This is a genomic window from Pelotomaculum sp. FP (assembly GCF_004369245.1).
In the GTDB taxonomy this organism is placed as follows: domain Bacteria; phylum Bacillota; class Desulfotomaculia; order Desulfotomaculales; family Pelotomaculaceae; genus Pelotomaculum_C; species Pelotomaculum_C schinkii.
In genome coordinates this window covers 28,728-54,384 of sequence record NZ_QFGB01000016.1, presented here as the reverse complement: position 1 = coordinate 54,384, position 25,657 = coordinate 28,728, and the positions used below count along the sequence as shown (strand labels likewise).

The following is a 25,657-nucleotide window of genomic DNA, read 5'->3' as shown; positions in this document are numbered from 1 at the left end:
TGCCTATTCACTCTTGACAATGCAGTAATCAGCTGGAAGCCTGATTGACCACCTTCAGCTTCAATAGAGTCATGGCAAAGAGCAGACCTGCGGCAAAGGAGGAGCGGGTGTTCACGTTGGACAGATCGACGCCTAACTGGGCGAGTGTCCGGGCAATCGCCGGGCGGATTCCGGTCAATACCACCTCCGCCCCCAGCAGGCGTACCGCGCTGATGGTTTCGAGCAGGTGCCGGGCAGTTTTCGAATCGATGGCGGGAACGCCGGTAACGTCAAGCAGGGCGACAGATGAACTCGTTTGCACGATCTTCTGCAGCAACTGCTCCATCAGTTGCTGCGCCCGCACGCTGTCCAGGGTGCCGATCAGGGGTACGGACACGATGCCTTCCCATATCTGTATGACTGGAGTAGAAACCTCGAGGATTTCCTGGGCCTGGCGGGAGATAATCTCCTCGGCCCGCTTGCGCTCTTCAATTTCCGCCCGCAGCGCCTGGTTGAGTTTTTCCAGCTCCGCTGTCCGCTCTTTGACTCTTGCATCCAGTTCTTCATGCGACTTTAGCAAGGCTTCCTCCGCCTGTTTGCGCCTGGTGATATCCTGCCCCTGGGCGATGGTGGCGACTACTGTCGTGCCGTCCCCCGCAAACAGGGTGGCCGAATTCCAGAGCACCGTCCGCACCATTCCGTCAACACGGGCGATGGCGATCTCCACGACCTCCCAGCGCTCGCCGGACGTTGTGCGGCGGATCAGGGCCATTGATTCATCCTTTTGGGCAGCGGGGAAGAGGATCTCCAAAGATTTGCCCAAAACCTCATCAGCGCTGTACCCGGTCAAGCGCTCAAAGGCCTGGTTGAAACGAATTATTTTATAATCCGAATCCCACACGATAATCGGGGCGTTGGCATAGTTGAGCAGGTTTTCCAGGTAAGCGTTCGCCTCCCGGAATGCTTCCTCAGCCTGCCTGCGTTGCGTGAGTTCTATATTTAATTCAGCAGTCCGCTCCGCGACCCTGGCTTCAAGAACGTCATATGCCCTTTGCAGCGCTTCTTCCGCCTTCTTGTGCCCGGTGATGTCAATGCCCATCTCCATGATGAGGGTGGAACCGTCAGCATCAGTGAAAGGATAGTCGAAAATATGGTAATTGCGGCCATCCGGGCCGGTCCACTCCCACTCATGCGGCGTCATGGTTTTCAGGACTTCATAGGTTTCGCAGATCTCGCAGGGTTCGCTGCGTCCAAACAGATACTCAAAACAACGCCGGCCGTGAGACTCGCCGAAGCGCTCCCGGAAGAAGCGGTTGGCAAAAGGCACATGATAATCCGGAGTTAACAGTACAAGGTAAGCAGGCAACAGCTCCAGGACATCATTGAACCGCTTCCGTTCGTTTACTACTGACGCCTCGGCCCGTTTGCGCTCTTCAATTTCCGCCAGCAGTACCCGGTTGAGTTTTTCCAGTTCGGCTGTCCGCTCTTTGACTCTTAACTCCAGTTCTTCATGCGACCTGCGTAATACCTCCGCAGCCTTCTTGTGCTCGCTGACATCAACAGCGGCCAGAACAGATTTTTTGGTACCCGGAATCAGAGCAGTGGCAACATAGGTATCGACAAAACTGCCGTCTTTGTGGACAAAGCGCACCTCATAATCACGAGGTACGCTGGCAGGATCAATTCTTCTCAGCCGGTGATAATTATTGACCTTGTCTCTATCTTCCGCTACGCAAAGTTCAGTCAACTTTTTTTTGCCTTCTATTTCCTCTTTGGAATAGCCAAAGAGCGTCACAAACTCCGTATTAACACGAATTATAGTGGCATCTTCTTCTACTATGGCAATGCCGGAGCCGCAGATTTCAAAGATAGCGCGATATTCTTTTAATTCTTGGAGAATTTCCTCTTTGGTCTTCGATTCATCGTTTTGCATGTTGCCCAATCTCCTTCATTTTTTTATCCAGCCAAAGGGAGTGTTTTATCACTGAGCCCTAATCTTGTCCCCGACAGGACATGCGCCTTTTTACAATGTTAAGCTTACAGTATTGTTAACATTGATCCGTTTACGGTTTATATCCAAATATTAATTCCATAGAAGAACTAGATAGGACTGGCTAGATTGCTGTCTAGAACTATGTCAGGTCCAGGTTGTTCTTCCAACCAATCATGCATTTGACAAACACAATCAGATCCCCTTTGGAGAAAAAGTCATTGCTTGTCGAAAGCAAAATTATTTCATTACCGGTAACAAAATTTGACATCTTTAGAAGGCTCCACTTTTTATGATCTACTACACTAGTGTTGCATAAAAACCAAAGGCTCTTGTAACCATAAAGTTTTAAGTCTTGCAACATATTATCACCAAATCGTCGGAGGGAAACTGTTTGAGGACTTGATTAAATATGGACTATACGGTATCCTGTAATGTCTATTCTCCTTAGTTAGGGATTAGAGTTGCTTACTATAATCTCTATTATAAGGAGTTTTTTATTGATACACCATGATATTTCTGGAAATTAGCCTATTTTAAGCAAATTCAGGTATTGACAATATGTATTTATTAATACAATAAGTAACGATTTTTACCCAACTTTCACTGAAAAACCGGCCATTTTATGTAATTAAAGCCTCTACGCTACCCCTTTCAACTAAATAAATTTCCCAGGTCTAAACCTTATTGAAATAGAAATAATAATAACGGCTGTCGTTCTAACTGAATAAGGGGGTTGGGCTAAATGAGCAGAAGGCGTGGAGGAGTTATGTCTGAAAGGCTGAAGTTCGAGTTAGCCGACGAACTCGGTGTTGGCGACGTGGCGCGCAGGCAGGGCTTTGGTGAAGTTTCTTCCAGAAACTGTGGCAACCTGGTCCGGCTTGCCATCGAACGTGCCGAGCGAGCTTTTTAGGGAACGATAGCCAAAATTAGGATGCCCCACCGGGGCATCCTTTTAATTAAAAATAAATACATGTAAAAGAAGTATAAAAATCGTCAAAACGGGAGAGATGGGTATGCCTGTCGATGAAAAACAAATTGCGTTGAGACTGGTCCTGGCCTTCCTGGTGGGCGCCGTAATCGGCGCAGAAAGAAAAATCCGGCACAAGCCTGCCGGATTGCGAACACACGCCCTGGTAGGGCTGGGGGCCGCCCTCTTTACCATCATTGGGGTTTATGGGTTTTTTGAATTCAGCGGAGCGCCTTACTACCGGACTAACATGGATCCCGCCAGAATTGCCGCCCAAATTGTGGTGGGGGTTGGTTTTATCGGCGGCGGTCTCATTTTTAAAGAAGAAAACAAGGTCCAGGGTCTAACCACGGCAGCCAGTGTCTGGCTGACCGCAGGCTTGGGCACCGCCCTTGGGATGGGGATGTTTTTGACAGCTCTAGTTGCAGCCGTACTCGGATTTATCGGCCTGCGGTTGAATCTGAAGTTCCTAGGTGGTGAAGAATCCAACTAAAGCGGTTGGAGTACTACCTGGTTTCGCAGGTATTAGTTCATCGGCGTCATCGATGAGGCACAGCGATTCAACTTTCACTCCACCTATTCTGTTTAGCTCGGCCTTAAAATTTTGCAGTTCTTCTTCGGAGGCTTTCATGGTCACATTAATAAGCCCGCGGTCACAGTCGGAATAAGGTATACCGCTCCGGTGTAAAATCAGTTTGCCATACTTGGATAAAACCTGTTGGACTTGCGGCGCCTGCTGAGATTTTTCGTTTATTAAAAGCCCGGCAATACAAATATCCTGTTTCAAATAAGGCAGCTCCTTTTAATATTTTTCTTGCCATGCAAATATCATTATCAGTTTTTGACAAAATTATTGTTTTATTAAAAAATTTTATTTATTACCTGGCGGTAAAATATTAACACAGATTTAACATTACGTTCCCGGCGCTTATGATAAGATACCAGTATGAGACAAACATCCCCAAAAGAGGTGCTGTAGATGTTTCAAACCAGGAAAAAGGATACTTTTTATGAATATTTTGTACTGATAGCTAAAAACCTTCAAATGGCTTCCAAAATATTCCGGGAGGAGATTTCCAACCTGGGCGACACTGAAAAATTTGCCGTCCAGATCAAAAACCTTGAGAATATCGGCGACCAGTACACCCATGAAATCATGTTTGCCTTGAACAAAAGCTTTATAACGCCCCTTGAGAGAGAGGATATACTTGGACTAACCATCAAGCTGGATGACGTGCTCGACCTTATTGAAGCTTGCACCTGGAGGTTTGAGCTTTTCAACATCGTTGAAACCGACGAGTACATGAAGCTTTTCTCCAAAAATATTGAGATGTGCATTGAAGAAATTGTCGAGGCGATCAGGCATCTGGGTGAGAAAAAATTACAGGATATGAGCAAGCATACCCATAAAATTAACGACCTGGAAAAGGTCGCCGACGACCTGCTGCGAGATGGGTTAAAAACACTGTTCTCTACTTGCACCGACCCCATCGATATTATCAAGAAAAAAGAAATTTATAATATGATGGAAGAGATCACGGATGAATGCGAGGATGTTGCTGATATTTTAGAAAGAATCATGATGCGGAACTAAGGAGTCTTAAATGTCTGAAATAAACCTGATCCTGGTTATAGTCGTAGCGCTGGCTTTATCTTTCGACTTTATCAACGGTTTTCACGATACGGCCAATTCCATCGCCACTTCTGTATCGACCAAAGCGCTCACTCCGAGGGCTGCCATCGTTCTGGCCGCATGCATGAACCTTTTAGGCGCCCTTTCCTTCACCGGGGTTGCCAAAACCATCGGAGGCCAGATTGCCGACCCGCTACAACTCGAACATGGTATATACATCGTCGTTGCCGCCCTGGTTGCCGCCATTGCCTGGAACCTCATCACCTGGTATTACGGCATTCCCAGCAGCTCCTCCCATGCCCTGATCGGTTCTTTAACCGGCGCCGTAATTGCCTCAGCCGGGCATAACGCGGTGAATTTCGGCGGCTTTATTACTGTTTTGAGCGCGCTGCTTTTCTCCCCGCTGATCGCTTTCACCGTTGGCTACATCATTATGAGCCTGATCAGATTCATTTTTAAAAACGGGCACCATGCCAAATTAAACCGGCGCTTTCGCCTCCTGCAAGTGTTAACGGCCGCCTTTCAATCATTCAGCCACGGCACCAATGACGCCCAAAAAACGATGGGTATCATCACTTTTGCACTGGTGGCGGGTGGCTTCCAAACCACCCTTGACGTCCCCTTCTGGGTTAAATTGGTGTGCGCCGTGGCCATGGCCCTTGGTACTTCCGTAGGCGGCTGGAAAATAATCAAGACCGTAGGCTCCAGGATTATCAAGCTGGAACCAGCCAACGGGTTTGCGGCAGATTTAAGCTCGGCCATGATTATCATCCTGGCCACCCTGATCAAAATGCCTGTCAGCACCACCCACGTTATTTCTTCTTCAATTATGGGAGTAGGTTCGGCCAAACACTTTAATTCGGTCCGTTGGGATACAGCGGAAAGAATGGTGATCACCTGGGTGATCACCCTGCCGGTCACGGCCCTGCTGGCCGGCTTAGTATACCGGGCGGTGGCAGTCGTCTTTTTGTAAAACAGTGTTTATTCCAGCAGTCTGTTGTGTATTTCAGCCAGATTTTGATACCTGCCGACGGCGCCCCGAAACCGTTCATACTCCCCTTCCTTCAACTCCCTCACCACTTTTGCCGGAAGTCCCATCGCAAGCATGCCGGCAGGTATGCGCTGGCCCTGCAGCACCAGGGACCCGGCTCCTACTACGGCCCCTGCCCCCACGTGAGCGCCATTCAGCACAATCACACCCATACCAATGTAGGCATCGTCTTCAATTGTACAGCCATGTAGAAGAGCCCGGTGCCCTACTGTTACCCGGTCTCCTATGACCAGCGGAAAACCGGTATGCTCGTGCAGTATGGAACCATCCTGGATATTCGTGCGGGAGCCGATTGTTATGGTATCGACGTCCGCCCTGACCACAGAGTTGTACCAAATGCTGGAGTTCGGCCCAATTTCAACTCTTCCAACCACAATCGCCCCCGGAGCTATAAACACTGTCTCATCAATCTTGGGCTTAATCCCGTCATATTCATAAGGCATATAAAAACCTCCCGGCAATACTATTAGTCTTTTTACTATTATCCCCTTAAACTCCGGGCTGAGCAAGTTATTGCTCCTCTTTCAAAAGTGCGAAATCTTTTGAAAACTGCTATAATAAAAGGAATATATAAATTATATTATTGACTGAACAGCTTTTTTTATGATCTGAGGGGAAGGATTTGAGATGAAAAGCGACAACCGGAAAATCAAAACATCTCATGAAACCGCCCGGGTTAGCGGCAGGGAGGGTTTTAAGAGCGAACTTGGTGTAGACGAGCTCGATATATTACTTAACATAAGTGAAACAGTAACCTCAAATTTAGACCTTGATGAAATCCTCCACTGTGTACACGCTTACCTGCCCAAGCTGATCCCACACACCAAAAGCGGTATTTTTTTCTACCAGGAAAAGACCGGAAGAATCACGCTGCAATCAAACATAGGCTTAAGTGAGCGACTGGCAAAACTTTTTACTGAAAACACCGAGCAGAACTTCCTTTTTAAAAAACTGTTTGAAACCCAAAAAAGCTGCCGGGCCACCGATATCCTCACGGTCGAGGAAATAAAAAAGACCCTTTACTTCCAGTCCGCTCTTCGCCGGGAAGGGATTGGAGTACTCTACGGCATTGGCGCGCCTATTATTTTAGACGGTAACTTTATCGGGACCATCCAGCTCACACGTCCTGAAAGCAGGCGGGATTTCAGTCTCAAGGACCAGCGTATGCTGGAACTGGTTGCTCACCAAGTCGGAATAGCCGTGAAAAACGCCCTAACTTACGAAAAAGGTCTAAAGGAAAAGGAGCACCTGATCACCGTCCTCGAACAAAAAGTTAAACAAGCGGAAAGGCTGGCAGCCCTCGGCAGGGCAGCCGCGATTATCGCCCATGAGATCAAAAATCCTCTTACCTCCATTCGCCTTTCTCTCTATTCAGTTGAAAAAAAAGCGGCCTGGCGGATGGATTTCAACGAAGATCTGAACATTGTCAAAGAAGCTGTGGAGCGTGTCAGCCGCACCACGGAGGACCTGCTGCATTTTTCCGGTAATACCACCCTGTTAATAAAAGAAATTGACATAAACGAGCTCTTAAGAAACCTTGTAACCGAGCATAAGAAACACTTGAGCAGCCAAATGATTATTGAAACCTCGCTGCACAAACCCACACCCCTGGTCCTGGCCGACCATGAAAAATTAAAAGAAGCCTTCAGCAACCTTTTGTCCAACGCCATTGCCGCCACTGAAAGCGGGGGTACCGTACGTGTATCAACCAACCCCTCTTTTGACCGGGTCGTGGTCACCATTGAGGACTGGGGTGACGGGATTTCACCCGAAATCCAACAAAAGATTTTCGACCCTTTTTTTACCACCAAGCAGAGCGGTACCGGCCTCGGGCTGGCCATTGCCAAAAAAAACATAGAAGCTCACAGGGGCGTCATTGAAGTTGAGAGTGAACCGGGTTGGGGCACTAAATTCAATATAACCCTGTTTGTTCAACATCCAGGACGGAACGGAGTGGTCTAATGAATGAGTTCCTGGTCAACGAGATCAGGCTGCTGCTGGTCGATGACGACCCCCTGGTGCGCCGCAGCCTGCGTATGCTCTTCGAACTGCATGATGTGACCATCGCAGGAGAAGCGGCCAACGGGGAAGAAGCGGTTGAAGCTGTGGCCAGGCTAAAGCCCACCATGGTGCTTATGGATGTGAATATGCCGAAGATGGACGGCATCCAGGCGGCCAAAATAATTAAGGCCAAACACCCATCCGTCCAGGTAGTTATACTAACGGTGCACAACCAGCACGACAAGGTGGTCCAGGCCATACGTGAAGGGAGCTCCGCCTACGTTTTAAAAGACAGTTCTCCCGAGCAGCTGATCGAAATTGTCGAAAGCGTTGCTGAAGGACGATATTTTGTTGATACCACTATCGCCAACGAACTGCTGGTTAACCTGGTGCAGGGAACCCCGCCTCAGCAGGCTCAGAAGGAACCTTCCCTCTTGACCTGCCGGGAAAAAGAGGTCCTGCAGCTGATCGTCAACGGCTTGAGCAATAAGGAAATCGCCTCCAGCTTAAAGATCACTTTACGCACCGTCAAGGCTCATGTCAGCAGTATTTTAACGAAGTTAAACGTGAACGACCGCACCCAGGCGGCGGTCCTGGCCATCCAGGAAAAGTTTTTAGATACTACCAATTGACCGGGCAAAAAGGTCATCTTGCCGGAACGAATCCTACTACGGCGGCCTGTAGTCAGTCATGCTCGTTGTATTCAGCCAAAAAAATCGCGCCTTTTGCCCAAGGCGCGGGTGAGTAGGGGGTAGATTACCTTTTTAAACAGCTAACGGAATAATTCTATATTGTTATTCCGCGGTACTGCAGGTTTATTTCGTTAGAAACATCACCTCCTCCAATATTTACATCGCCGCAACTATTTTTTTATAACTCGTTTAAGGAAATAACCCTCGGCGTCGATCACATCCCGGAGCAGTCTTAAGTCCTCATCGGTGGGTTCAGCCATCTCCTTGACATCCGGCGGAATAATTAAATCAAAGTCCACCAGGTCCTGGATATCCTGAGGTGTCCTACCCGGTTTTACTTCAAGCAGTTTCATACGTTTTGTTTCCTGGTCAAAACCAAAAAGGGCCTGGTTGGTAATGACCCGGTAGGGACCGGAGCCCATCACACCGGCTTTCTCCCGGTAATCGCCGGCGCCGTCGCCAAAGCCGATGCTGGTGACAAAGTCCAGCTTCTTCACGAACCTCCTTTTTTCCAGCGCCATAATAGCAATGGTTTTCTCGCAGTTGGCCGCCATGGCGCCGGCGCCGCCGCTGCCCGGAAAGCGGATGTTCGGTTGGTCATAGTTGTGCCCTTCAATGGTAGAGCAGATGTTGCCATACATATCGACCTGCGCTCCTCCGATAAAGGCGTAGTCGGCGTAGCCCCGTTGCGTGATTTCAAATACCGCGCACAGCCCCTTGAGGTAGCAGGCCTTGCGAGCCGCTCTGGTGTCTCCGACGGAAAGCGGCATGCCCATTTCAAGAATAGGCGCCATCGATCCCGCTTCGTAAATCATATAAAGGTTGGGCGCATGGGTAAGCTGAGCGTGCATGGCTGCAATGATCGGCAGGCCGGTACCCACAAAGACGATTTTTTCGTCTTCAAGAACCCTGGAGCCGGTATAGGCTATCATCTCAAATGGAGTGTATTCGGACATTTTTTTACCTCCTTATTATCTAATTTGCCGGTTAGCCAAGATTAGGTTAGGATGATGGGCTGGCCGCCGTCCAAGTCTTTTAAATTCTTAAGAGCTTTGTACCCGATTTTCTCAAGGGTCTCGTCAAAGGTCTGGCAGCTGAAGATATACTCATCGTAGTATTTCTGGAGCCCTTCCTTGTTGCCGGTCTTGCGAAAGTCCTCGCAGAGGCTGCGGAACATTTTCAGGTGATCCATGTCAAACCAGTAGTTGCCGTAACTCGCTCCAGGTGTAGCTCCAAAAGGCACTTCGGTCACTGTGTCTACAGCGGGATATGGAATTTCGGTCAGGTTGGGATAGGACCTGATGTTTTCAGTCGGGATCACCTTTTCCGTCGTCATGATCGTGTAGGTAGCCGCCATCGCGATCTCGGGGCAGGTGCAATGCGCCCCAAAAATCCTGGCATTGCCGTACATATCAGCTGCCGTGGTATGGACGATGCCGACATCGGGATGGCAGGCCGGCAGCAGGTAAACGTTCTTGCCGCTAAAGGGACATTCGATCATCCTGCCCCTGTTAATCAACTCCATATCTGAACCGCCGTGGTCCCTGACCGGGATAAAAGGTATCCCCATGGCCGCGGCTTTAAACCTGGCGGACATACCGTAGTTGGTGTAATCATCCATCTCGATCATTCCATTGGTGGTCAGATAGCGCACCATGGGGGCAATGCCGATAATTTCATACCCCCACCAGGCCAGCTCCACCCGCTTGATCGAAACCCGGTCTGGATCAAGGATCATCGCGCCTGCCAGAAGCTCTGGACAAATTGAGTTGGATTGGAAGGAAAGGGTCAAATCTTTTGCCCCATGTCTTATGATTTCATGTATGATAGCTACGGGAACCCTGGTGTTAACAAAACCGCCAATTCCGATGTTAATCCCGTCCTTGATAAATTTTGCTACCGCATCCTTTAAAGTGTGTCTTTTATCGCGCAGACCGTGCGACTTATTGACCATTATTTTTCTGGCTTCGTCGGGGGTCGGCCCCCAGTATTCAAACTCTTTTTCCTTGTACTCCAGGGTGGAAATATTTTTAATTTTAGAGCTTACATTGTTTGTCATTTTTTTGCCTCCCTTTAAAAAACTTTTCTAATATCCAGCCCACTTCCCCATTCCAGCAGACTTCCAGGCCACCCCCTCTCAGCTATTAGCCGCCTTACGGTATCTGCCCATCTAATAATGAAGGAAATTACGGATAATCATATCGGTTAATCTCTATATGCGCTCCTGTTTCTCAAAAGCATGCTCATGCTCAGGTTTTTAGGGCTATAAATAATCCTGAGCCGAAGATAATACTTGCTGCAAAACGATCTTATCAATGTTTTAATATTCTGACAATGTATCCGGCGTCCTAGTCCTCATGGTCAACCGGTTAGTTCCTCTCGTTCTATAAGACAATCTATTTATACTTGCAGGGTAAACAAGATATTCCTTGATCTGGGGTGATAACCTTTACGGCAAAACAAGAAGCCGGTTATTCATAGCCATTTATTAACTTCTCACCCATGGATTGTATCTAAAGTACTAGTCCCAAAGATAGATCCATACTGTTCCTTCAGACAATGGTCTATTGTTTATAAGAACGATAGAATTTGCTTGTAAGGAAGGTGGAGAAGGTTTAAATCTAAAAAACTTTTGAAGAAAGGAAAGGTTTCTGGCTGTTTACATCTGGCATAAATTGCACACCAGGTTAAAAAGGTGCTGGCGGCAGGTAACCATAAACAACATATAGTATTTAGTGGGGGGGTCCAAATTGTTAATGAAAATATAGAAATATATTTCTTTCATGGCACAAAGTCCATGACCGTGACGTTCATGCTACTATCAACCTGAAGGATATGCAAGAAGCGTTGCCTGAAATATGAGCACCGGAAGTTCTTCGGGAATTTAAGCCTGTAGAGATCCCTTTCGACGGGGATGGGAAACCATCTAGTCACGGGTCGATGATGCAGGAATTTCGGAGTAGAAATATTTTTCTATGCAGAAAGGAACGTAAAGTATCTGTTGTATTATAACCTGTTGTTAAGTACCAGACTGCCGTGCCACAGCTCCCAGAATTCATGTAAACAGCGTCCCGGTTCGTCGGCGGGAGTAAATCTGTGCAAATTTTGGATGCCCGGATTACAGAAACCAGGGGGAGAGAGCCAATGATTGAATGGACAGGCCTATCACCGGATGAGGCCAGACAGTTCCTGGCAAACAAAGATAAATCCAAAAGAGACAAAAGGATGAGCCTCAAAGAGGCCGTGCAAAAATTTGTCAAGGATGGAGACAATGTCGGCATTGCTGGTTTTGTCAACGCCCGGCAACCAGTTGCAATCGTACATGAGATTATCAGGCAGGGAAGAAAAGATTTAACCCTTTCTTTCCAATCCGCCGGACTTGCGCCTGAATATTTTGCCGGAGCTATGGCTTTGGACGAAAGCAAAAACAGTATCAAAAGAATGGAATTTGCCTACTTTGCACACGAAGCTTTCGGTATTTCCCCGCTTTTACGCTACCTGACTGAAAACAATAAGGTGGAGCTCGAAGACTGGAGCAACTACAACATGTCCGCCCGCTTTAAAGCAGCCTCCATTGGCTTGCCGTTTATTCCTTGCCGCAGTCCCCTTGGCAGCGATATGCTTCAAACCAACAGGGCCAAGGTCATTGAATGCCCCTTCACCGGGCGGCCGATTATGCTCCTGCCTGCCTCACACCCGAACGTTGCCCTGGTGCACGTTCAGGAGGCTGACATCTACGGCAATTGCCGGATCCAGGGTCCGTTATTTACCTGTCCGGAAATTGCCATGGCTTCCGCGCACACTATTGTTACCTGTGACCGCCTGATCGAGCACGACGACATGACACGGTACCCGAACCGGGTCAGCATACCGTTCTTCAGTGTCGACGCCGTCATTGAAGTGCCGTACGGAGCTTACCCGGGCAACTCCAACGGACTCTATTACTTCGACGAAAAACACACCGCCGAATTCAGGGGAGCCTGCGAGAAGTTACGTAAAGGGGATCCTGCTCCGCTCCAGAACTACTACGACACCTATATATTTGGAGTAGAGAATACAACCGAATTTATCAACAAGCTTCCGCTCAGCCAGATTCAGTATATTCAAAAAATCGAGCCCGGCATCCGCCTTGATGCAGGCTACACGGTATTAGGTTAGGGGGTGGCAATAAATGGCAAATTATTCTGAAGACTTTACTCCTCAAGAGATGATCGTAGTCGCTGGGTCGCGAACCCTGATTGATAATAAAGTAGTGTTCGCAGGCACCGGCCTGCCTATGGTGGCCATTACCCTGGCCCAGTTGACGCACGGCCCCGGCATCGTTCCGGTATTTGAGGCAGGAGCCGTCGGTCCCGAGCTTTCCCGCGGCCTGCCCCTTTCTGTGGGTGGATCCAGGACCACATACAAGGCCAACTATCTGCTCGGCCTCAACTCAGCCTTTGAGCTGACCCAACGTGGCTTTTGCGACTTCGGCTTTATCGGCGGCGCTGAGATCGACCCGTATGGCAACCTGAACTCCACCATGATGGGCAAGTTTCCGGAAAACTACCAGAAGCCCAAAACCCGTCTGCCCGGCAGCGGGGGCGCCAGCGATATGGCATGCTCCTGCGAGCGCACCATCATTATCATGGTACACGAGCCGAGACGTTTCGCAGAGAAGATCAATTACATCACCAGCCCCGGCTACCTGGACGGTTCTCCCAACGCCCGTTGGCGCGCCGGCCTGGTCGGACAGGGCCCCTACAGGGTGATCACCACCAAAGCCCTTATGGGTTTTGACGATGAAACCAAACGGATGAAACTAATCGCCACCATGCCCGGCGAAACGGTTAATAGCGTACAGGAAGCCACCGGTTTTAAACTGATTATTCCCGATGATGTTTACGAATTTGAGCCTCCAACGGTTGAGGAAGTCCGTTTAATCCGGGAAGTTATTGACCCGCAGGGTTATTTCGTGAGAAAGAAAATCAAAGAATAATATACTTATACCTGTATATTTATAAATAGCCCCCTACTTTAAGGCGTCTTGAGAGAAGGCGCCATTTTATTTTTATGTCAAAACAAATTTGCCGGCCCGTCGGCCTGTGGTCTTACGTTGCCGCTTCCTGGCGGATTTTTAAGCGACAAATAGTAGAACGCCCCGTGCAATACAGGACGCTCTACATGGTCTATAAACACGTTAATTGTTATTAGCTTGACAGGTGGGCGGAGCCGACTTTTGCATCTGCCGATAGCCTCTGCGGCTGTTTGGTTATGGCTAGAACTATAACACCAACCGCAACCAAAACCGCGCCTACCGTAAACGACATCATGTAGGTTCCAAAGATATCAAACATTCTACCGGCCAGTAAGTTCGCTACGAAGCCGGCAATGCCCCAGGAGGTAAACAGCAGGCCGTAGTTTGACCCCTGAGCCGTCGGACCGAAGTACTGCAAACAAGTGGCAGGGAACAGGGTAAACATGGCTCCATAGTTCCAGCCAATGATAATGGCAACAATGCAGAGGAGGAAAAGGGTTTTCCCAACCGGGAACAGGAGCAGCATGGCGGCTACCTGGAGGACAAAGGTTACCAGGAAACAAATCCTCGTTCCGGTCTTGTCGGCGATGGCGCCGATCAATATCCGCACCAGGGCGTTGGCGGCATTCAAGCTGCTGGTGGCAAGAGCAGCCTGCATGGCGATTTTAGCCGTCAATTCCTTGGGAAGGGCGCTTACTGCAACACCCGCGAGGGCAGCCGCCTCTTTATTCATTTCATTAATCCCGTGGGCCGCCATAACCCCGATGACCATCAGCCCGGCAAATGAGCCGCAGAAGTAAGCGAGATAAAGCATCCAGAACTGGACTGTCCGGATCGTCTCGCCGAAGGTATAGTCCCTGCCCACCTTCGGCGCCCCCGCCTTAGGCGCCGGCGGGTTCCAGCCGGCCGGCTTGTAGCCGGGCGGAGGGTTCTGCAGGCATAGCCCGGCAATAATAGCCATAAAGAACATTGCAATACCGACATACTTAAATACGGGCAACGCCCCACCAAAATAGTTGATCATGCCGGTAGCCAGCGGACCCATGATAAACGAGCCCAAACCGAGGCCTACCACTGCGATACCGGTAGCCAGCGCCCTCCGGTCGGGCCACCATTTGGGAGCGGTGGAAATTGGCGGAAGGTAGACCAGGCCGCCGCCAAAACCGGCGATAAGGCCGTAGTAGAGGTATAGTTGAAATTTGGTCTCGATAGTTGAAGTCAGGAAGAAGCCGATACCAACGATAGCTCCCCCGATAACAACTACCGGCCTGGGGCCGAATTTGTCGCTTAATTTTCCCGCAGGGAATGTCATGAGACCGAATATAAGCACGGCAATGGCGTAAGCCAGGGATACTTCAGCAGCTGTCCAACCAAACTGCGCCCTCAGAGGCTTGATAAAAACACTAAAGGCATACAGCAGCAAACCACAGGTTGTACTACCCAGCAATCCACCCAGTAGAGGAATCCACCTTGGTAGCGTTGCCTTTTCAACTGACATAATCTCACTCCCTCTCAATTTTTCGCCAAGTCAGTATGAACACTGTTACCCAACAATAAACAAGATGTGAGATAATTCCATATTTTTCTCATGGGCGCTTGTTGATTACTTTCTTTTTTTTACCACCCCCTCTTCGCCTAAAAATAAAAATAATGGTTGAATGGGCGCAAATTACAAACCGACACTACGTTCCGTCATTGCCACATGATCGTAAAAACCCCATGTGGCAGGCCGGAGCCGGTTCTATACCCCCATTAACCATTATAAGAGGATGGTATTTTTGACAAGCGGCCTGGCAAAGTGACCGTCCTACCAACCTCAATTTATTATATTCAACCGACTTTTAAAAATTCCTTCTATGCAAAACTAAAAATTCAAAAAATTATTTACTTTTAGTTAATTTACATTTCGTCCTATTAATTGAGCCGCCCCCTAATCTTGTCGTTGATTTTTTCAACCAGATAAATAGTGTTCAACTCGTGATAAGCCTGGATGATCACGCTTTCCACCGGACCTTCTACCTTAAGCAGCCGGTGGTTGACCTCAAAGCTCAAACCGCAGCTATCCTGCAGTTTGGCATTAACCGACTCCAGAATTTGACGTCGCATCTCCAGGTCGCCAAGTTCATCCCACCTGGCCGCAGTGCTGTTTAAAGGCTCCAGGTTAGTGGACTGCCCCAGGCATTCCAGAAAAATAGTCCTGAAAGAATCAAAATCGGGCCTTTTCACTTTTCTACCCTCCTGCACTTTCGTTACTCACCGAGATAAGCTTTGCGCACTTCCGGATTACGGGCCATCTCGGCGGCCAAGCCTGAAAGTACAATTTGACCTGTTTCAAGTACATAAGCCCGCTTGGCAATAGATAGCGCCATGTTGGCATTCTGTTCCACCAACAGTATGGTCATGCCCGACCGGTTGATTTCAGTAATAATCGAAAATATCTCTCTCACCAGCATCGGCGCCAGCCCCATGGAAGGTTCATCAAGAAGGAGCAAGCGGGGCCTGGACATCAAGGCCCGACCCATAGCCAACATCTGCTGTTCTCCCCCGCTCAAGGTTCCAGCAAGCTGATTTTTCCTCTCCTTAAGGCGCGGGAATCTCTCAAAAACACTTTCCAGCGATTGCCTGGTTTCCTGTTTGTTCCGTGTATAGGCGCCCATCTCAAGGTTTTCCAGCACGGTCAGCCTGGTAAAGACACGCCGCCCCTCCGGCACCTGAGATATTCCCATGGAAACGATTTGGTGGGGTGACGCTTTATGCAGTGACTCATCCTGGTAAGAGACATTACCTGACTGGGGCCGGACCAAGCCGCAGATGGTTTTTAAAGTAGTGCTTTTTCCGGCCCCGTTGGCGCCGATCAGGGTCACCACTTCACCCTCCTCCACGGTAAAGGAAATACCTCTTAAGGCCTGGATACCCCCATAAGAAACGGTAAGGTTTTCAACAGCCAGGAGCATCCTCTAAACCACTTCCTTCCCAAGGTAGGCGGCAATTACCGCAGGGTCGTTCTGAATTTCCGCCGGTGTGCCCGAAGCAATTTTCTGCCCGTAATCCAATACGTCCACACGGTCGGAAATACTCATGACGAATTTCATATCGTGCTCTACCAGCAGGATAGTAACGCCCATCGTCCTGATACGCTGCAGCATCTGCATTAAAGTCTGCTTCTCCAGCGGGTTCATCCCGGCAGCCGGTTCGTCCAGCAGCAAAAGCAATGGTTCAGCCGCCAAAGCCCTGGCTATTTCGAGCCGCCTCTGCTCACCGTAGGAAAGGTTCTTGGCCAGCTCTTCCCTTTTGGCAGTCAGGTCGACCACATCCATAACGGCCAGGGTTTTTTCGATAATAATTCTTTCCTCTTCCTTGACACCGGACAGCCTGGTTAGCGCCCCGATTATTCCCGCCTTGCTGCGGCAGTGACAACCTATTCTAATGTTATCAATAACAGAGAGGTTTTTAAAAAGACGAATATTTTGGAAGGTCCGCGCAATGCCGCGGGCTGTAATGGCGTATGGTTTCATGGTTGTGATATCAGCGCCCTTAAACAGCACCTTGCCGCTGGTAGGGGGATAAATACCGGTAATCACGTTGAAAACAGTGCTCTTACCGGCCCCGTTGGGTCCGATTAAAGCCACCACCTGACCTTCCTCCAACTGAAGGCTGACGTGGTCAACAGCGATCAAACCACCGAAACGGATGGTTACATCTTCCAGCTCCAGTAATAAAGACATAAATGCACCTCAGTAAATAATTCCTTTTATACAGGCTTTATTTAAAAACATCTAATTTAATCCAACCGACATCGTTTAGGTCGTAAGTCGTAAGGCGTAGGGCGTAGTTTTCTTTTAGGTCTTCTTGAAGGCCGTCATATATCTTAAGCACTAACATCCTGCGCTATTATTTTACGCCTTACGCCCTACGGCCTACGACCTGGTCCAACATGCCTATAGAAAATGCAATGTTTATATGCCTTCAGCATTATTACTCTCTACAGACTTGCGCTTATTCTTGATTTTTTTGTATAGCCGGGCAAAATCCACCCCGCCCAGCAGGCCATGGGGGCGGAAAATCATCATCAAAACCATCAGGGCGCCGTAAATTAGCATCCTGTACTCTTGAACGAACCGCAAAAATTCAGGCGCCAGAGACAGGACAGCCGTACCAAGAATAGCCCCCGGAATACTGCCGAGTCCACCCAAAACCACGTAGTTCAAAATCTCAAATGACCTTGCAAAACCAAAGTCCGCTGGATTGAGATACTGCATCATGTGTGCAAAAAGGGAGCCGCTGATCCCGGCAAAGAAGGTTCCGAGGGCAAAGCCTTGTATTTTATAGAGAAGTGGGTTGATACCCATGGACTCGGCGGCAATTTCATCCTCACGGATAGCGGCCAGAGCCCGTCCGAAGCGGGAATTCTGGATGCGGTAGAGACCCCAGATGGTCAGCGCCACAACAATATAAACAATTAAAATATTTGTTTCTCTGGGTATACCGCCCAGCCCGCCGGCTCCTCCCGTGATTTTCATGTTAATAAATACCACCCGTACAATTTCACCGAAGCCCAGGGTGGTGATTCCCAGGTAATCTCCGGTCAACCGGAGGCTGGGAAATCCCAGAAGGACACCCCACAGGGCTGCCATCAGCCCGCCGGCAAGCATGTTCAGGATAAAGGGGGTGTGCAGGTGGATGGTCATCAAAGCTGAACTATAGGCGCCTATGCTCAAAAAGGCAGCGTGCCCGAAGGAAAACTGTCCGGTAACACCTGTAATCAGGTGCAGCCCCAGGGCTGCAATCAGAAATATGCCCATCATGGTTGCAACTTGGAGGTAATAAGGGTTGGTCAACACATTAACAAAGGCTTCCATAAACCCTACACCTTCCTTTGTATCGGAAGGCCCAACAGGCCTGTCGGTTTAAAAAGTAAAACCAGGATCAGGAGTCCAAAGGCTATCGCCTCTTTATAGGTGTCAAAGCCCGCGGCAACACCCATTACCTCGGCAATCCCGAGGAATATTCCACCCAGCATGGCTCCCGGAATACTGCCGATTCCCCCGACCACCGCCGCGCAGAAGGATTTGAGACCGACACTCACACCCATAAAGGGATGGATTGAATTAAAATACATGCCCACCAGTACACCACCTGCTCCGGCCAGAGCCGCGCCCACCGCGAAGGTAAATGAAACAACACGATTGACGTTGATGCCCATTAAGCTGGCGGTTTCATAATCTTCCGAGGTGGCCCGCATGGCCTTGCCGATCCTGGTGTATTTCACGGTAAATTGCAGGAACACCATCAAAAGGCTGGCCATGACTAATATGAGGACCTGGACTGTGGAAAACCTGACCGGCCCCAGTACGTAAACAGTATCCTGAATTACCTGGGGAAAAGCCAGCGGGTTCGGGCCGCCTTTAATCAGCGTAATCAGTGTCTGCAGAAAAATGGAGACCCCCAGGGCGGAAATCAGGGGGGCCAGCCTGGTGGATCTGCGCAAGGGACGGTAGGCGACTCTCTCAATAAGAATTGCCAGCGGGATGCAAACCAGCATGGCAGCGAGGATTGCAACCATAAAATTGACTTTGTACACAGTTACCATAATCAGGCCGGTAAAAGCCCCGATCATGTAGACCTCGCCATGCGCAAAATTAATAAGTTGAATGATACCGTAAACCATGGTATAACCCAGGGCTATTAAGGCGTAAGTGGAGCCCAGGGTCACCCCGTTAACCAGCTGCTGCCAGAACTGCTGCCAGACCATTCTACAACCTCCTATTGCTTCAAGAGCCCATCCGGGACGGCAACTGTCGAAAGGACCTTTGCTGCACGAATACCCGTGTAAAAATTAAAATCAGCCGCGGCCTGCCAAGGGCCAGCGTAAGGATTTCGAGCCTCATCCTCATAAGGAACGTCCTCCGGTAACAGTTGTTCTTTGGCAGGTCCGCGACCCATACTGCAAACGATCCTTCTAAGGGATTGTTTGCTTTATAGTTTTAGCGCCGTCGCCGGCTTTATTGCGTGATGGGGATAACCGATTTGACCGCAAAGGCCTGTCCCTTAACCTCTTGCAGGTAGACCGGGCTCTTGATCGGTTCACGTTTTTCGTCGAAAGTAATCGTACCGGTAACGCCTTGCCAATCCTTGGTCTGAGCGAGCTTATCCTTGAAAACAGTGGGATCGCTGCTATTGGCCGCCTTCATGGCGTCTGCCAGGAGCATTACCGCGTCATAGCCCTGAGCGGGGAACATGTCGGGCAGGGCATTGTTGTTCTTGGCTTTGTATTTCTCAATGAATTCTTTGGTCTTGCCGGTGGCGTTCTGGGTGTCCACTGCAAAACCGGCGTAAACCATACTCCCCTGAACGGCATTTTCGCCCAGTTCGTAAAGTTCTTTACCCAGGAGGCCGTCACCTCCGGCCATCACCTGGTTGAGCCCCTGCTTGCGCATTTCTTTCATGAACAGAGCGCCCTCGGTATAATAGCCGGTAAAAATCACACCGTCAAATTGTTTCTGGCTGAGAGCCGTAACCTGGGCGCTGAAGTTGGTGTCCTTTTCCATGATGCTCTGTTCGGCCACAATTTCCATACCATACTTGGCCAGCGCCGGTTTAAAGATACTGGTCAGCCCTTCGCTGTAGGAAAGACCGGTAGTTGTAACCAGGGCTACTTTTTTCCACTTGAGATCTTCGGCTAAATATCTGGTCACCGCCGGCGCCGCAACCGCGTCAAGCAAGGTATCGCGGTATATGTAGTCACCAATTTCAACAACTCCCGGGCCGACAGCCCCTGCCGAGAGCAGGACAACCTTGGCCGGTTGGCAAATCTGGGCGGCCGATTTGGTAATACCAGTGGTCGGGTCGCCGACAATGGCAGACACTTTCTGGGTGATCAGCTTTTGCGTAACGTTAGCGGCCTCACTGCTGTTGCTGCCGTGGTCTCCCTGGACGATCTCCAGCTTTTTGCCGTTAACCCCGCCGGCGCTGTTGATGTCGTCGACGGCCATCTGCATCCCTTTCAGAGTTTCAATTCCATAGTGAGCGTGGCCACCGGTCAACCCCCCCAGGAACCCAATCTTAATGGTGTCTCCACCAGCCGCCTTGGGTGTCTCCTTGGCGCCGCCGCAGCCGGCAGCCATCAAGGCTAAGGCCAGCAAAGCCACCAGGACCAATAGATACCTGTTTTTTTTCAAAACCCTTTTCCCCCTTTTTTTAAGATTAAATCAATCTGCCGGGCGAACACTCCCGTGCCTCGTTGATTCATTGAGTAACTTAATTTCAACATTAACCGGTTTTTATCCTTCTTTCCCGGTAAAACCATGATGTTGTTGATAATAAATAAATACAGTAGTCACTTGCCACGTGAAGCAGTAATAAAGATATAGAGCCCCGCTATAATGGCAAGCCCTCCTGTTATTTGCAGCGGTCCCGGGACCTCTTTAAAAATAAAATAGGCCATCAGTGTGGCTCCGACCGGTTCACCCAGGATACTGACAGAAACCACCGCTGCCTTCACATAGCGCAACGCCCAGTTGAAAACGGTATGCCCAAATATGGTGGGCACCACGGCCAGGGCCAGAAACCAAACCCAGTCCATAACCGGATATGGGAACAGCGGCGTACGGCTAGCCAGATTAATCAGGAGTAAAAAGAATGCCGAAGTACCATAAACGAGAAAAACATAGGGAAAAAGGGAAAGCCTGCTCCGCAGGCTGCGCCCGATCAGGATGTAGAGGGCTACCATAAAGGCGCCGCTAAAGGCCAGTATATCTCCCCACAAAGCTTGTCCGCCGGCCTGAAAGTCTCCTAAACTAATGATAACGCTGCCGGACAGCGCTGCGGCGCCCCCGGCCAGGCCACGCAGGGGAATCTTCTCCTTGAAGAAAAAGAATCCGCCGGTTACTACAAATAGCGGCTGCATGGTAACCAACACAGTGGAACTGGCCACGGAGGTGTACTGAAGGGAGGCAATCCACACGGCGAAATGCAAAGCCAGAAAGGCCCCGGCCAGTGTCGCCATCGCCAGATCCCGCCCGGGTATCCGCCTGAGCTCCCGGCGCCCGGAGGAGTTCAGCGCCAGCGGGGTTAGCAATAGCACGGTAAAGGCCAGCCGGTAAAAAGCTATCACATTCGGCGGAGCAAAGGCTAGTTTTGTAAATATTGACGAAAAAGCGGTGGCAACCACCGCCAGTATTACAGCCAGATAGGGGTTAACAGCGGGAGTTTCCAGTTTCAGTACTTGCACCTCCGAAATATCATTTGAATGAAAATAATATTCTCCGGCCGCAAGCAGTCTCCTTTTATTTTGTTATAATATTGAGAAACGGCCTCTCCTTTAAGAGACCAAGGCAAAACTCCTTATAAGTAGGTGATTACAGACTGTATGAAAGACCTCATTGAAAACACGATTAAAAGAGTCATTACAGAAAACCAATTGGGTGGTCAGACTGCCTACCGCGCGCCGCTATTGGGTTATGCGCAAGCGGCCGACCCCCTGTTTCAACAGCTGAAAACTGCCGTGGGTCCCGGCCATTTGCTGCCAGATGACCTGCTGCCGGAAGCGGCAACTGTGCTGGCCTTTTTCTTGCCGTTCACCAAGCAGCTGGTTGAAAACAACCGGGAGCATCCTTATGTGGCCAGATCCTGGGCTATAGCCTACATCGAAACCAACGCTTTGATCAGCTTGTGTTGTAAGGAAATTGCAGCTACCCTCGCCAGTAATGGAGTGAAAGCAGCATGGCAGCAGCCCACCCACAACTTTGACCCGGTACAGCTTTGCTCCCACTGGTCCCATAAACACGTGGCTTACATCTGTGGCCTGGGGGAATTCGGCCTGCATCAAATGCTGATTACCGCTTACGGCTGTGCCGGCCGTTTCGGCAGCCTGGTCATCGACCTGCCTCTCTCCCCATCACCCCGTCCGGCGGTGCAGCGATGTCTTTTTTACCTTCGGGGGAAATGCCTGGCTTGCGTTAAAAAATGCCCCTCCGGGGCACTGACCACAAAGGGACTGGACAAGCAGAAATGCTATAACTACCTCCTCGAGGTTGACTCCTTTTACAGTGACCTCGGCGTGTGTGACGCCTGCGGCAAGTGCGCCGCCTGCGGCCCCTGCGCGGTGATTGATTGATGAATTTTTCGCATAAGAAGCACTACCTCCGGCCATAATAGAAGCGCGGGGAAGGTGTCCGGTAAACAGCATCTGCGTCTGACCACCTGCCTTGGCTCTTCAACGGTGAGGGGCCGCCGTCGGGACAGGTATTCATGGATGGCAAAAGCCGGGGGCTGCTCCCCGTTTAAATGCAAAGCCGGGAAGCAGGGGACGGTTCTTTTGCTTCCGTTAACATTATAGAAAAAAGACGGCGTTTTTCAGGCGCCGCCTTTTTTCTGCATCCTTTAGGCCACCAGACCTTTTTGAATTAAATATTCCATTAATAGCTTCCCGGTGTTGCCGGTAATTTTAAGACAGTTTTTGAGATGTTCGGGTGTGTCAAAGGAATGGGGGTTTAGCGCGCGGCAGCAGGTCCCGCCAAAACGCTCGTTAAACAGATCGTGGTACTCCCGGGCGGCTTGATAGCTTACCTCGCGGTCCTCCTGGTTACTGGTCCGTCCAGTAAAAAGGCTGATGATCATTTCCGCTACGCTTAAAGCCCCGCACATGCAGCCGGCGTGACCGAGGCCACCGCCAAAACCGGTAAACATTTTAACCAGCCCCGCATCCAACTCCGGGGCCACGAGATCCCGGAAGGCCAGGAAAATGGATTCCGAGCAATTATACCCCTGGCGAAAATAATCCCCGGCTTTGTTTCTGGCAGCTGAAATCAGCTCCTGACTCATAATATGCCCCCCCGTAAAGAAATATTTTACAGAGTCTTCTACGAAGACAGCAGCATATCCTCCTGCCTCAAATCGACAGTTAAAGCAACTCGGTTTGATAGTCGGTGATTAGGACCGTACCCTGGCGCTCTATGAATCTTACCACCGCCGCTAAAACCTGGTGGACATGAGCCTGCTCACAGCTGACGAAAGAAATACCCACCACGGAGCGCTGCCAGGTGTCCTGTTCGCCTACTTCGGCAACTGATACGTTAAAGCGGGCTTTGATCCGGTCGATAAGGCCTTTTAGCAATCTTCGTTTCTCCTTTAGGGAATTTGCTTCACCAAGAAAGAGTTCAACCGTCAATAATCCCACTATCAATCTGTTATCCTCCAGTTCCCGCCTTGATCTATAACTATCTACCGGGGCGCGTTTTATATACCAAAGGTTCCTCCAAGTTATAGATACTCCTGAAGTTCCTCCCAGCTTGCAAGTATGCCGTCAGGGCTGAGTTTCTCCAGTTCCGTACGGCTGTCGAGTCCCCAGGCGACTCCCAAAGTAAGGCATCCTGCGTTTTTCCCGGTGAGGATATCATAACTGCTGTCCCCAATGAAAATAGTTCTTTCAGCCTGCGCATGCAAGGTTGCCAGAGCTGTTAAGATGGGTTCCGGGTCAGGCTTATGTCTGGCCACGTCGTGGGCGGTAATCATCACATCCATGTAACCGTCAAGCCTGGTAAAAGCAGCTGTCCTGGTTGTGCCGGGCTTTCCCTTTGAAGTAACGATGCCCAATCGAATCCCCTGGCTTTTAAGACTTTCCAGCATCTCCAGCGTGCCTGGGAAAAGGCGGGTATAGAGGTCATGGTCCCGGTGGTAATAGTACTGGTACCGCTCTTCAAAAGCAGGGGCCGCTTCACCCACAAAGCGGCGTCCGATATCTTTCAAGGGGAGGCCGATCATTTTCACGACATCATCATTTCCCCATGGTATGTCCATTTCCTTGAATACATGGCGGTAGGTACGTACTATTAAAGGAAGTGAATCCACCAGAGTACCGTCCAGGTCGAATAAAACTGCTTCAGTATTCATACTCACCCCCATGGTGTTTATCATATATACGAGTTTGCCGCAATGGTTAAGGTCATTGTTAACTGGATCTCGAAAAGCCTTTGGGGTAGTGGGCTTGGGGTTATCCTCCGCTCTCTACGCAATTCTCCATTTGTACATCAAGATCGTCGTACCGACCGCATCTACAGACAGCCATCCGGTAGCTACGCGCTATTTAAGCTTTGACTTTTAGGCTACGCACGCGCTAAGGAACGCACCCAGGCGCTTATACTGCATCTCTTACCGGTCAGTCGTAGGGCGTAGGCTTATACTGACTTGTATCTGGGTCAGGCGTAGGGTGTAAGGTTATTAAAAAAGGTAGGGGAATGATCCCCTGCTAATATTTTTACGCCTTACGCCTTACGACTATTTTTAGCCCCAAGCCCGCAAGTCAAGCCTTTTCGAGCAATATTCTTGAGACAGGCGAGGAAAATGACGAGACATATGTCTCCCCATTGACACTCCCCAGTGTACATTTTCATTTGTATTTTGTGATTGAAAACCTGAATACAAAATAATTTTCTTGCTATTCTTTGACCCATAAGGAATGCAGTATATACCTAAGCCCTACGCCTTACGACCTGCGACCGTATCTAGCAGTTGTCCTTTATTAATACAGGCGCGAAATGCAGAAAGTCCGCACTGGCCAATTGGAACTTTATCCCCCAGGCGCGGCCTGGAAGCCGAAGCCTGGTTGCCGCTCCGTGCAAATGGCCGTAAACCACGGTGTTTACCCGGTAATATTGAAACATTTCAATAAATTCATTCTTCTCGTGGCGGTCATTAACAGGCATAAAATGCATCATTACAATAATTTCCTTGCCGGCAGGACCAGCGCTCTTTAAGGAATTATCCATCCTTATTAATTCCCTGCGGTATATTTTAAGGTCATGGTCACTGAAATATTCTGCTCCCGGACAAAGCCAGCCCCTTGAACCACAAAGCGAAACATTGCCAACCTCAGTATGATCATTCTGGAGCAATCTCATGTTTGGAGGCAGCGCTTCACGCACACGTGAAAGACTTTGCCACCAGAGATCATGGTTTCCTGGTATACCCACAATGGTCCCCGGCAGTAAGCCCAGGAAATCCAGGTCGTAGCGCGCCTCGCTCAGTTTCATGGCCCATGAAAAATCACCGGGTATTAGAACAATATCTTCATTATTTATCATCTTAACCCAGTTGTCATATATTTTTCGGTAGTGCCCGCGCCATTCCGCCCCGAATATATCCATCGGCTTGTAGGTTTCGACATCATCCCAGCGTAACGGGTCAACTGGACGGCTGAAAGAAAAGTGCATATCACCTATGGCGTAAATTTTCAAATTCTCCCTCCCTATATTACCATTAAATATAACCAAAAATCTGGAATTAATATAGTAGGAGAAATAAAAAAATATGTTATGTTGTCATGCC

28 protein-coding genes are annotated in these 25,657 nt (G+C 49.5%); 9 read left to right on the top strand and 19 right to left on the bottom strand.

Going from position 1 to position 25,657, the window contains the following annotated elements; genetic code table 11:
- Window positions 1-28: 28 nt before the first annotated feature.
- Window positions 29-1,912, bottom strand: a complete 1,884-nt coding sequence (locus tag Psfp_RS08660; protein ID WP_134218141.1) for a PAS domain S-box protein — start codon at window positions 1,910-1,912, stop codon at window positions 29-31.
- A 199-nt stretch (window positions 1,913-2,111) separates the two neighbouring features.
- Window positions 2,112-2,240 carry a hypothetical protein gene (locus Psfp_RS22495; protein ID WP_282434332.1) on the bottom strand — a complete coding sequence of 43 codons (129 nt, stop codon included), beginning with the start codon at window positions 2,238-2,240 and terminating at the stop codon, window positions 2,112-2,114.
- Window positions 2,241-2,714: 474 nt separating this feature from the next.
- Between Psfp_RS22495 and Psfp_RS08655 the strand changes: the two genes are divergently transcribed.
- The gene (locus tag Psfp_RS08655) at window positions 2,715-2,882 is read left to right on the top strand and encodes a small, acid-soluble spore protein, alpha/beta type (RefSeq protein WP_134218140.1); all 168 of its coding nucleotides are present in this window, start codon (window positions 2,715-2,717) and stop codon (window positions 2,880-2,882) included.
- A 103-nt stretch (window positions 2,883-2,985) separates the two neighbouring features.
- The gene (locus tag Psfp_RS08650) at window positions 2,986-3,432 is read left to right on the top strand and encodes an MgtC/SapB family protein (protein WP_134218139.1); all 447 of its coding nucleotides are present in this window, start codon (window positions 2,986-2,988) and stop codon (window positions 3,430-3,432) included.
- On the opposite strand, the gene Psfp_RS08645 is transcribed toward Psfp_RS08650, so the two are convergent.
- Entirely contained in the window at window positions 3,409-3,726 is a 318-nt protein-coding gene (locus tag Psfp_RS08645; protein WP_192895336.1) for a hypothetical protein, read from the bottom strand. The genes Psfp_RS08650 and Psfp_RS08645 overlap by 24 nt on opposite strands.
- A 192-nt stretch (window positions 3,727-3,918) precedes the next feature.
- On the opposite strand from Psfp_RS08645, the gene Psfp_RS08640 reads away from it, so the two are divergent.
- Together Psfp_RS08640 and Psfp_RS08635 are read left to right on the top strand one after the other, a co-directional pair.
- Window positions 3,919-4,533, top strand: a complete 615-nt coding sequence (locus Psfp_RS08640) for a DUF47 family protein (protein WP_134218138.1) — start codon at window positions 3,919-3,921, stop codon at window positions 4,531-4,533.
- A 10-nt stretch (window positions 4,534-4,543) separates the two neighbouring features.
- Window positions 4,544-5,545 carry an inorganic phosphate transporter gene (locus Psfp_RS08635; protein WP_134218137.1) on the top strand — a complete coding sequence of 334 codons (1,002 nt, stop codon included), beginning with the start codon at window positions 4,544-4,546 and terminating at the stop codon, window positions 5,543-5,545.
- An 8-nt stretch (window positions 5,546-5,553) separates the two neighbouring features.
- On the opposite strand, the gene Psfp_RS08630 is transcribed toward Psfp_RS08635, so the two are convergent.
- A complete protein-coding gene (locus tag Psfp_RS08630) occupies window positions 5,554-6,066 on the bottom strand; it encodes a gamma carbonic anhydrase family protein (RefSeq protein ID WP_134218136.1) in 513 nt (170 codons plus the stop codon).
- A gap of 184 nt (window positions 6,067-6,250) precedes the next feature.
- Between Psfp_RS08630 and Psfp_RS08625 the strand changes: the two genes are divergently transcribed.
- Together Psfp_RS08625 and Psfp_RS08620 are read left to right on the top strand one after the other, a co-directional pair.
- Window positions 6,251-7,585 (top strand): GAF domain-containing sensor histidine kinase, encoded by a 1,335-nt coding sequence (locus Psfp_RS08625; RefSeq protein ID WP_134218135.1) that lies wholly within the window; start codon window positions 6,251-6,253, stop codon window positions 7,583-7,585.
- Window positions 7,585-8,256, top strand: a complete 672-nt coding sequence (locus tag Psfp_RS08620; protein WP_134218134.1) for a response regulator transcription factor — start codon at window positions 7,585-7,587, stop codon at window positions 8,254-8,256. The genes Psfp_RS08625 and Psfp_RS08620 overlap by 1 nt, the downstream gene beginning before the upstream one ends.
- Window positions 8,257-8,486: 230 nt before the next feature.
- On the opposite strand, the gene Psfp_RS08615 is transcribed toward Psfp_RS08620, so the two are convergent.
- Both Psfp_RS08615 and Psfp_RS08610 read right to left on the bottom strand, forming a co-directional pair.
- Window positions 8,487-9,272 (bottom strand): CoA-transferase, encoded by a 786-nt coding sequence (locus Psfp_RS08615; RefSeq protein ID WP_134218133.1) that lies wholly within the window; start codon window positions 9,270-9,272, stop codon window positions 8,487-8,489.
- Window positions 9,273-9,313: 41 nt separating this feature from the next.
- Complete coding sequence (locus Psfp_RS08610; protein ID WP_134218132.1) at window positions 9,314-10,375, bottom strand: CoA transferase; 1,062 nt, start codon at window positions 10,373-10,375, stop codon at window positions 9,314-9,316.
- A gap of 1,085 nt (window positions 10,376-11,460) precedes the next feature.
- Here Psfp_RS08610 and Psfp_RS08605 point away from each other — a divergent pair.
- On the top strand, window positions 11,461-12,474 hold the full coding sequence (locus tag Psfp_RS08605; RefSeq protein WP_243120549.1) for a CoA-transferase: 1,014 nt from the start codon (window positions 11,461-11,463) through the stop codon (window positions 12,472-12,474).
- 13 nt (window positions 12,475-12,487) lie between these two features.
- Window positions 12,488-13,294, top strand: coding sequence for a CoA-transferase (locus Psfp_RS08600; protein WP_134218131.1), 807 nt, complete (start codon window positions 12,488-12,490; stop codon window positions 13,292-13,294).
- A 211-nt stretch (window positions 13,295-13,505) separates the two neighbouring features.
- Here Psfp_RS08600 and Psfp_RS08595 read toward each other — a convergent pair whose 3' ends face one another.
- From Psfp_RS08595 to Psfp_RS08560, 9 genes are all read right to left on the bottom strand, one after another.
- The gene (locus Psfp_RS08595; protein WP_134218130.1) at window positions 13,506-14,831 is read right to left on the bottom strand and encodes an OFA family MFS transporter; all 1,326 of its coding nucleotides are present in this window, start codon (window positions 14,829-14,831) and stop codon (window positions 13,506-13,508) included.
- A gap of 416 nt (window positions 14,832-15,247) precedes the next feature.
- Window positions 15,248-15,559 carry a hypothetical protein gene (locus Psfp_RS08590; protein ID WP_134218129.1) on the bottom strand — a complete coding sequence of 104 codons (312 nt, stop codon included), beginning with the start codon at window positions 15,557-15,559 and terminating at the stop codon, window positions 15,248-15,250.
- Between the two features lie 23 nt (window positions 15,560-15,582).
- Window positions 15,583-16,287: an ABC transporter ATP-binding protein gene (locus Psfp_RS08585; RefSeq protein ID WP_134218128.1), complete on the bottom strand. Its 705-nt coding sequence runs from the start codon at window positions 16,285-16,287 to the stop codon at window positions 15,583-15,585.
- Between the two features lie 3 nt (window positions 16,288-16,290).
- Window positions 16,291-17,058 carry an ABC transporter ATP-binding protein gene (locus Psfp_RS08580; protein ID WP_134218127.1) on the bottom strand — a complete coding sequence of 256 codons (768 nt, stop codon included), beginning with the start codon at window positions 17,056-17,058 and terminating at the stop codon, window positions 16,291-16,293.
- A 231-nt stretch (window positions 17,059-17,289) separates the two neighbouring features.
- Window positions 17,290-18,192: a branched-chain amino acid ABC transporter permease gene (locus Psfp_RS08575; RefSeq protein ID WP_134218126.1), complete on the bottom strand. Its 903-nt coding sequence runs from the start codon at window positions 18,190-18,192 to the stop codon at window positions 17,290-17,292.
- A 5-nt stretch (window positions 18,193-18,197) separates the two neighbouring features.
- The gene (locus tag Psfp_RS08570; RefSeq protein ID WP_134218125.1) at window positions 18,198-19,085 is read right to left on the bottom strand and encodes a branched-chain amino acid ABC transporter permease; all 888 of its coding nucleotides are present in this window, start codon (window positions 19,083-19,085) and stop codon (window positions 18,198-18,200) included.
- Between the two features lie 11 nt (window positions 19,086-19,096).
- Window positions 19,097-19,276, bottom strand: coding sequence for a hypothetical protein (locus Psfp_RS21585; protein ID WP_192895335.1), 180 nt, complete (start codon window positions 19,274-19,276; stop codon window positions 19,097-19,099).
- Between the two features lie 59 nt (window positions 19,277-19,335).
- Window positions 19,336-20,511, bottom strand: coding sequence for an ABC transporter substrate-binding protein (locus tag Psfp_RS08565; RefSeq protein ID WP_134218124.1), 1,176 nt, complete (start codon window positions 20,509-20,511; stop codon window positions 19,336-19,338).
- 158 nt (window positions 20,512-20,669) lie between these two features.
- Entirely contained in the window at window positions 20,670-21,554 is an 885-nt protein-coding gene (locus Psfp_RS08560) for a DMT family transporter (RefSeq protein WP_134218161.1), read from the bottom strand.
- A 147-nt stretch (window positions 21,555-21,701) separates the two neighbouring features.
- Between Psfp_RS08560 and Psfp_RS08555 the strand changes: the two genes are divergently transcribed.
- Window positions 21,702-22,448 carry an epoxyqueuosine reductase gene (locus Psfp_RS08555; RefSeq protein WP_134218123.1) on the top strand — a complete coding sequence of 249 codons (747 nt, stop codon included), beginning with the start codon at window positions 21,702-21,704 and terminating at the stop codon, window positions 22,446-22,448.
- A gap of 266 nt (window positions 22,449-22,714) precedes the next feature.
- On the opposite strand, the gene Psfp_RS08550 is transcribed toward Psfp_RS08555, so the two are convergent.
- The 4 genes from Psfp_RS08550 to Psfp_RS08535 form a co-directional block, all read right to left on the bottom strand.
- On the bottom strand, window positions 22,715-23,155 hold the full coding sequence (locus tag Psfp_RS08550) for a C-GCAxxG-C-C family protein (protein ID WP_134218122.1): 441 nt from the start codon (window positions 23,153-23,155) through the stop codon (window positions 22,715-22,717).
- A 79-nt stretch (window positions 23,156-23,234) separates the two neighbouring features.
- Entirely contained in the window at window positions 23,235-23,510 is a 276-nt protein-coding gene (locus Psfp_RS08545) for a DUF503 domain-containing protein (RefSeq protein WP_348981126.1), read from the bottom strand.
- An 83-nt stretch (window positions 23,511-23,593) separates the two neighbouring features.
- On the bottom strand, window positions 23,594-24,223 hold the full coding sequence (locus Psfp_RS08540; protein WP_134218120.1) for an HAD-IA family hydrolase: 630 nt from the start codon (window positions 24,221-24,223) through the stop codon (window positions 23,594-23,596).
- A gap of 611 nt (window positions 24,224-24,834) precedes the next feature.
- Window positions 24,835-25,566, bottom strand: coding sequence for a metallophosphoesterase (locus Psfp_RS08535; RefSeq protein ID WP_134218119.1), 732 nt, complete (start codon window positions 25,564-25,566; stop codon window positions 24,835-24,837).
- Between the last annotated feature and the right edge of the window lie 91 nt (window positions 25,567-25,657).

Bases quoted from the DNA above. Each gene is read 5' to 3' on its own strand.
- Psfp_RS08600 (WP_134218131.1), top strand. From the start codon at position 12,488: ATGGCAAATTATTCTGAAGACTTTACTCCTCAAGAGATGATCGTAGTC.
- Psfp_RS08605 (WP_243120549.1), top strand. From the start codon at position 11,461: ATGATTGAATGGACAGGCCTATCACCGGATGAGGCCAGACAGTTCCTG.
- Psfp_RS21585 (WP_192895335.1), bottom strand. From the start codon at position 19,276: ATGGGTCGCGGACCTGCCAAAGAACAACTGTTACCGGAGGACGTTCCT.
- Psfp_RS08540 (WP_134218120.1), bottom strand. From the start codon at position 24,223: ATGAATACTGAAGCAGTTTTATTCGACCTGGACGGTACTCTGGTGGAT.
- Psfp_RS08625 (WP_134218135.1), top strand. From the start codon at position 6,251: ATGAAAAGCGACAACCGGAAAATCAAAACATCTCATGAAACCGCCCGG.
- Psfp_RS08655 (WP_134218140.1), top strand. From the start codon at position 2,715: ATGAGCAGAAGGCGTGGAGGAGTTATGTCTGAAAGGCTGAAGTTCGAG.
- Psfp_RS08620 (WP_134218134.1), top strand. From the start codon at position 7,585: ATGAATGAGTTCCTGGTCAACGAGATCAGGCTGCTGCTGGTCGATGAC.
- Psfp_RS08650 (WP_134218139.1), top strand. From the start codon at position 2,986: ATGCCTGTCGATGAAAAACAAATTGCGTTGAGACTGGTCCTGGCCTTC.
- Psfp_RS08575 (WP_134218126.1), bottom strand. From the start codon at position 18,192: ATGGAAGCCTTTGTTAATGTGTTGACCAACCCTTATTACCTCCAAGTT.
- Psfp_RS08630 (WP_134218136.1), bottom strand. From the start codon at position 6,066: ATGCCTTATGAATATGACGGGATTAAGCCCAAGATTGATGAGACAGTG.
- Psfp_RS08550 (WP_134218122.1), bottom strand. From the start codon at position 23,155: ATGAGTCAGGAGCTGATTTCAGCTGCCAGAAACAAAGCCGGGGATTAT.
- Psfp_RS08595 (WP_134218130.1), bottom strand. From the start codon at position 14,831: ATGTCAGTTGAAAAGGCAACGCTACCAAGGTGGATTCCTCTACTGGGT.
- Psfp_RS08570 (WP_134218125.1), bottom strand. From the start codon at position 19,085: ATGGTCTGGCAGCAGTTCTGGCAGCAGCTGGTTAACGGGGTGACCCTG.
- Psfp_RS08555 (WP_134218123.1), top strand. From the start codon at position 21,702: ATGAAAGACCTCATTGAAAACACGATTAAAAGAGTCATTACAGAAAAC.
- Psfp_RS08640 (WP_134218138.1), top strand. From the start codon at position 3,919: ATGTTTCAAACCAGGAAAAAGGATACTTTTTATGAATATTTTGTACTG.
- Psfp_RS08615 (WP_134218133.1), bottom strand. From the start codon at position 9,272: ATGTCCGAATACACTCCATTTGAGATGATAGCCTATACCGGCTCCAGG.
- Psfp_RS08610 (WP_134218132.1), bottom strand. From the start codon at position 10,375: ATGACAAACAATGTAAGCTCTAAAATTAAAAATATTTCCACCCTGGAG.
- Psfp_RS22495 (WP_282434332.1), bottom strand. From the start codon at position 2,240: ATGTCAAATTTTGTTACCGGTAATGAAATAATTTTGCTTTCGACAAGC.
- Psfp_RS08635 (WP_134218137.1), top strand. From the start codon at position 4,544: ATGTCTGAAATAAACCTGATCCTGGTTATAGTCGTAGCGCTGGCTTTA.
- Psfp_RS08660 (WP_134218141.1), bottom strand. From the start codon at position 1,912: ATGCAAAACGATGAATCGAAGACCAAAGAGGAAATTCTCCAAGAATTA.
- Psfp_RS08580 (WP_134218127.1), bottom strand. From the start codon at position 17,058: ATGTCTTTATTACTGGAGCTGGAAGATGTAACCATCCGTTTCGGTGGT.
- Psfp_RS08585 (WP_134218128.1), bottom strand. From the start codon at position 16,287: ATGCTCCTGGCTGTTGAAAACCTTACCGTTTCTTATGGGGGTATCCAG.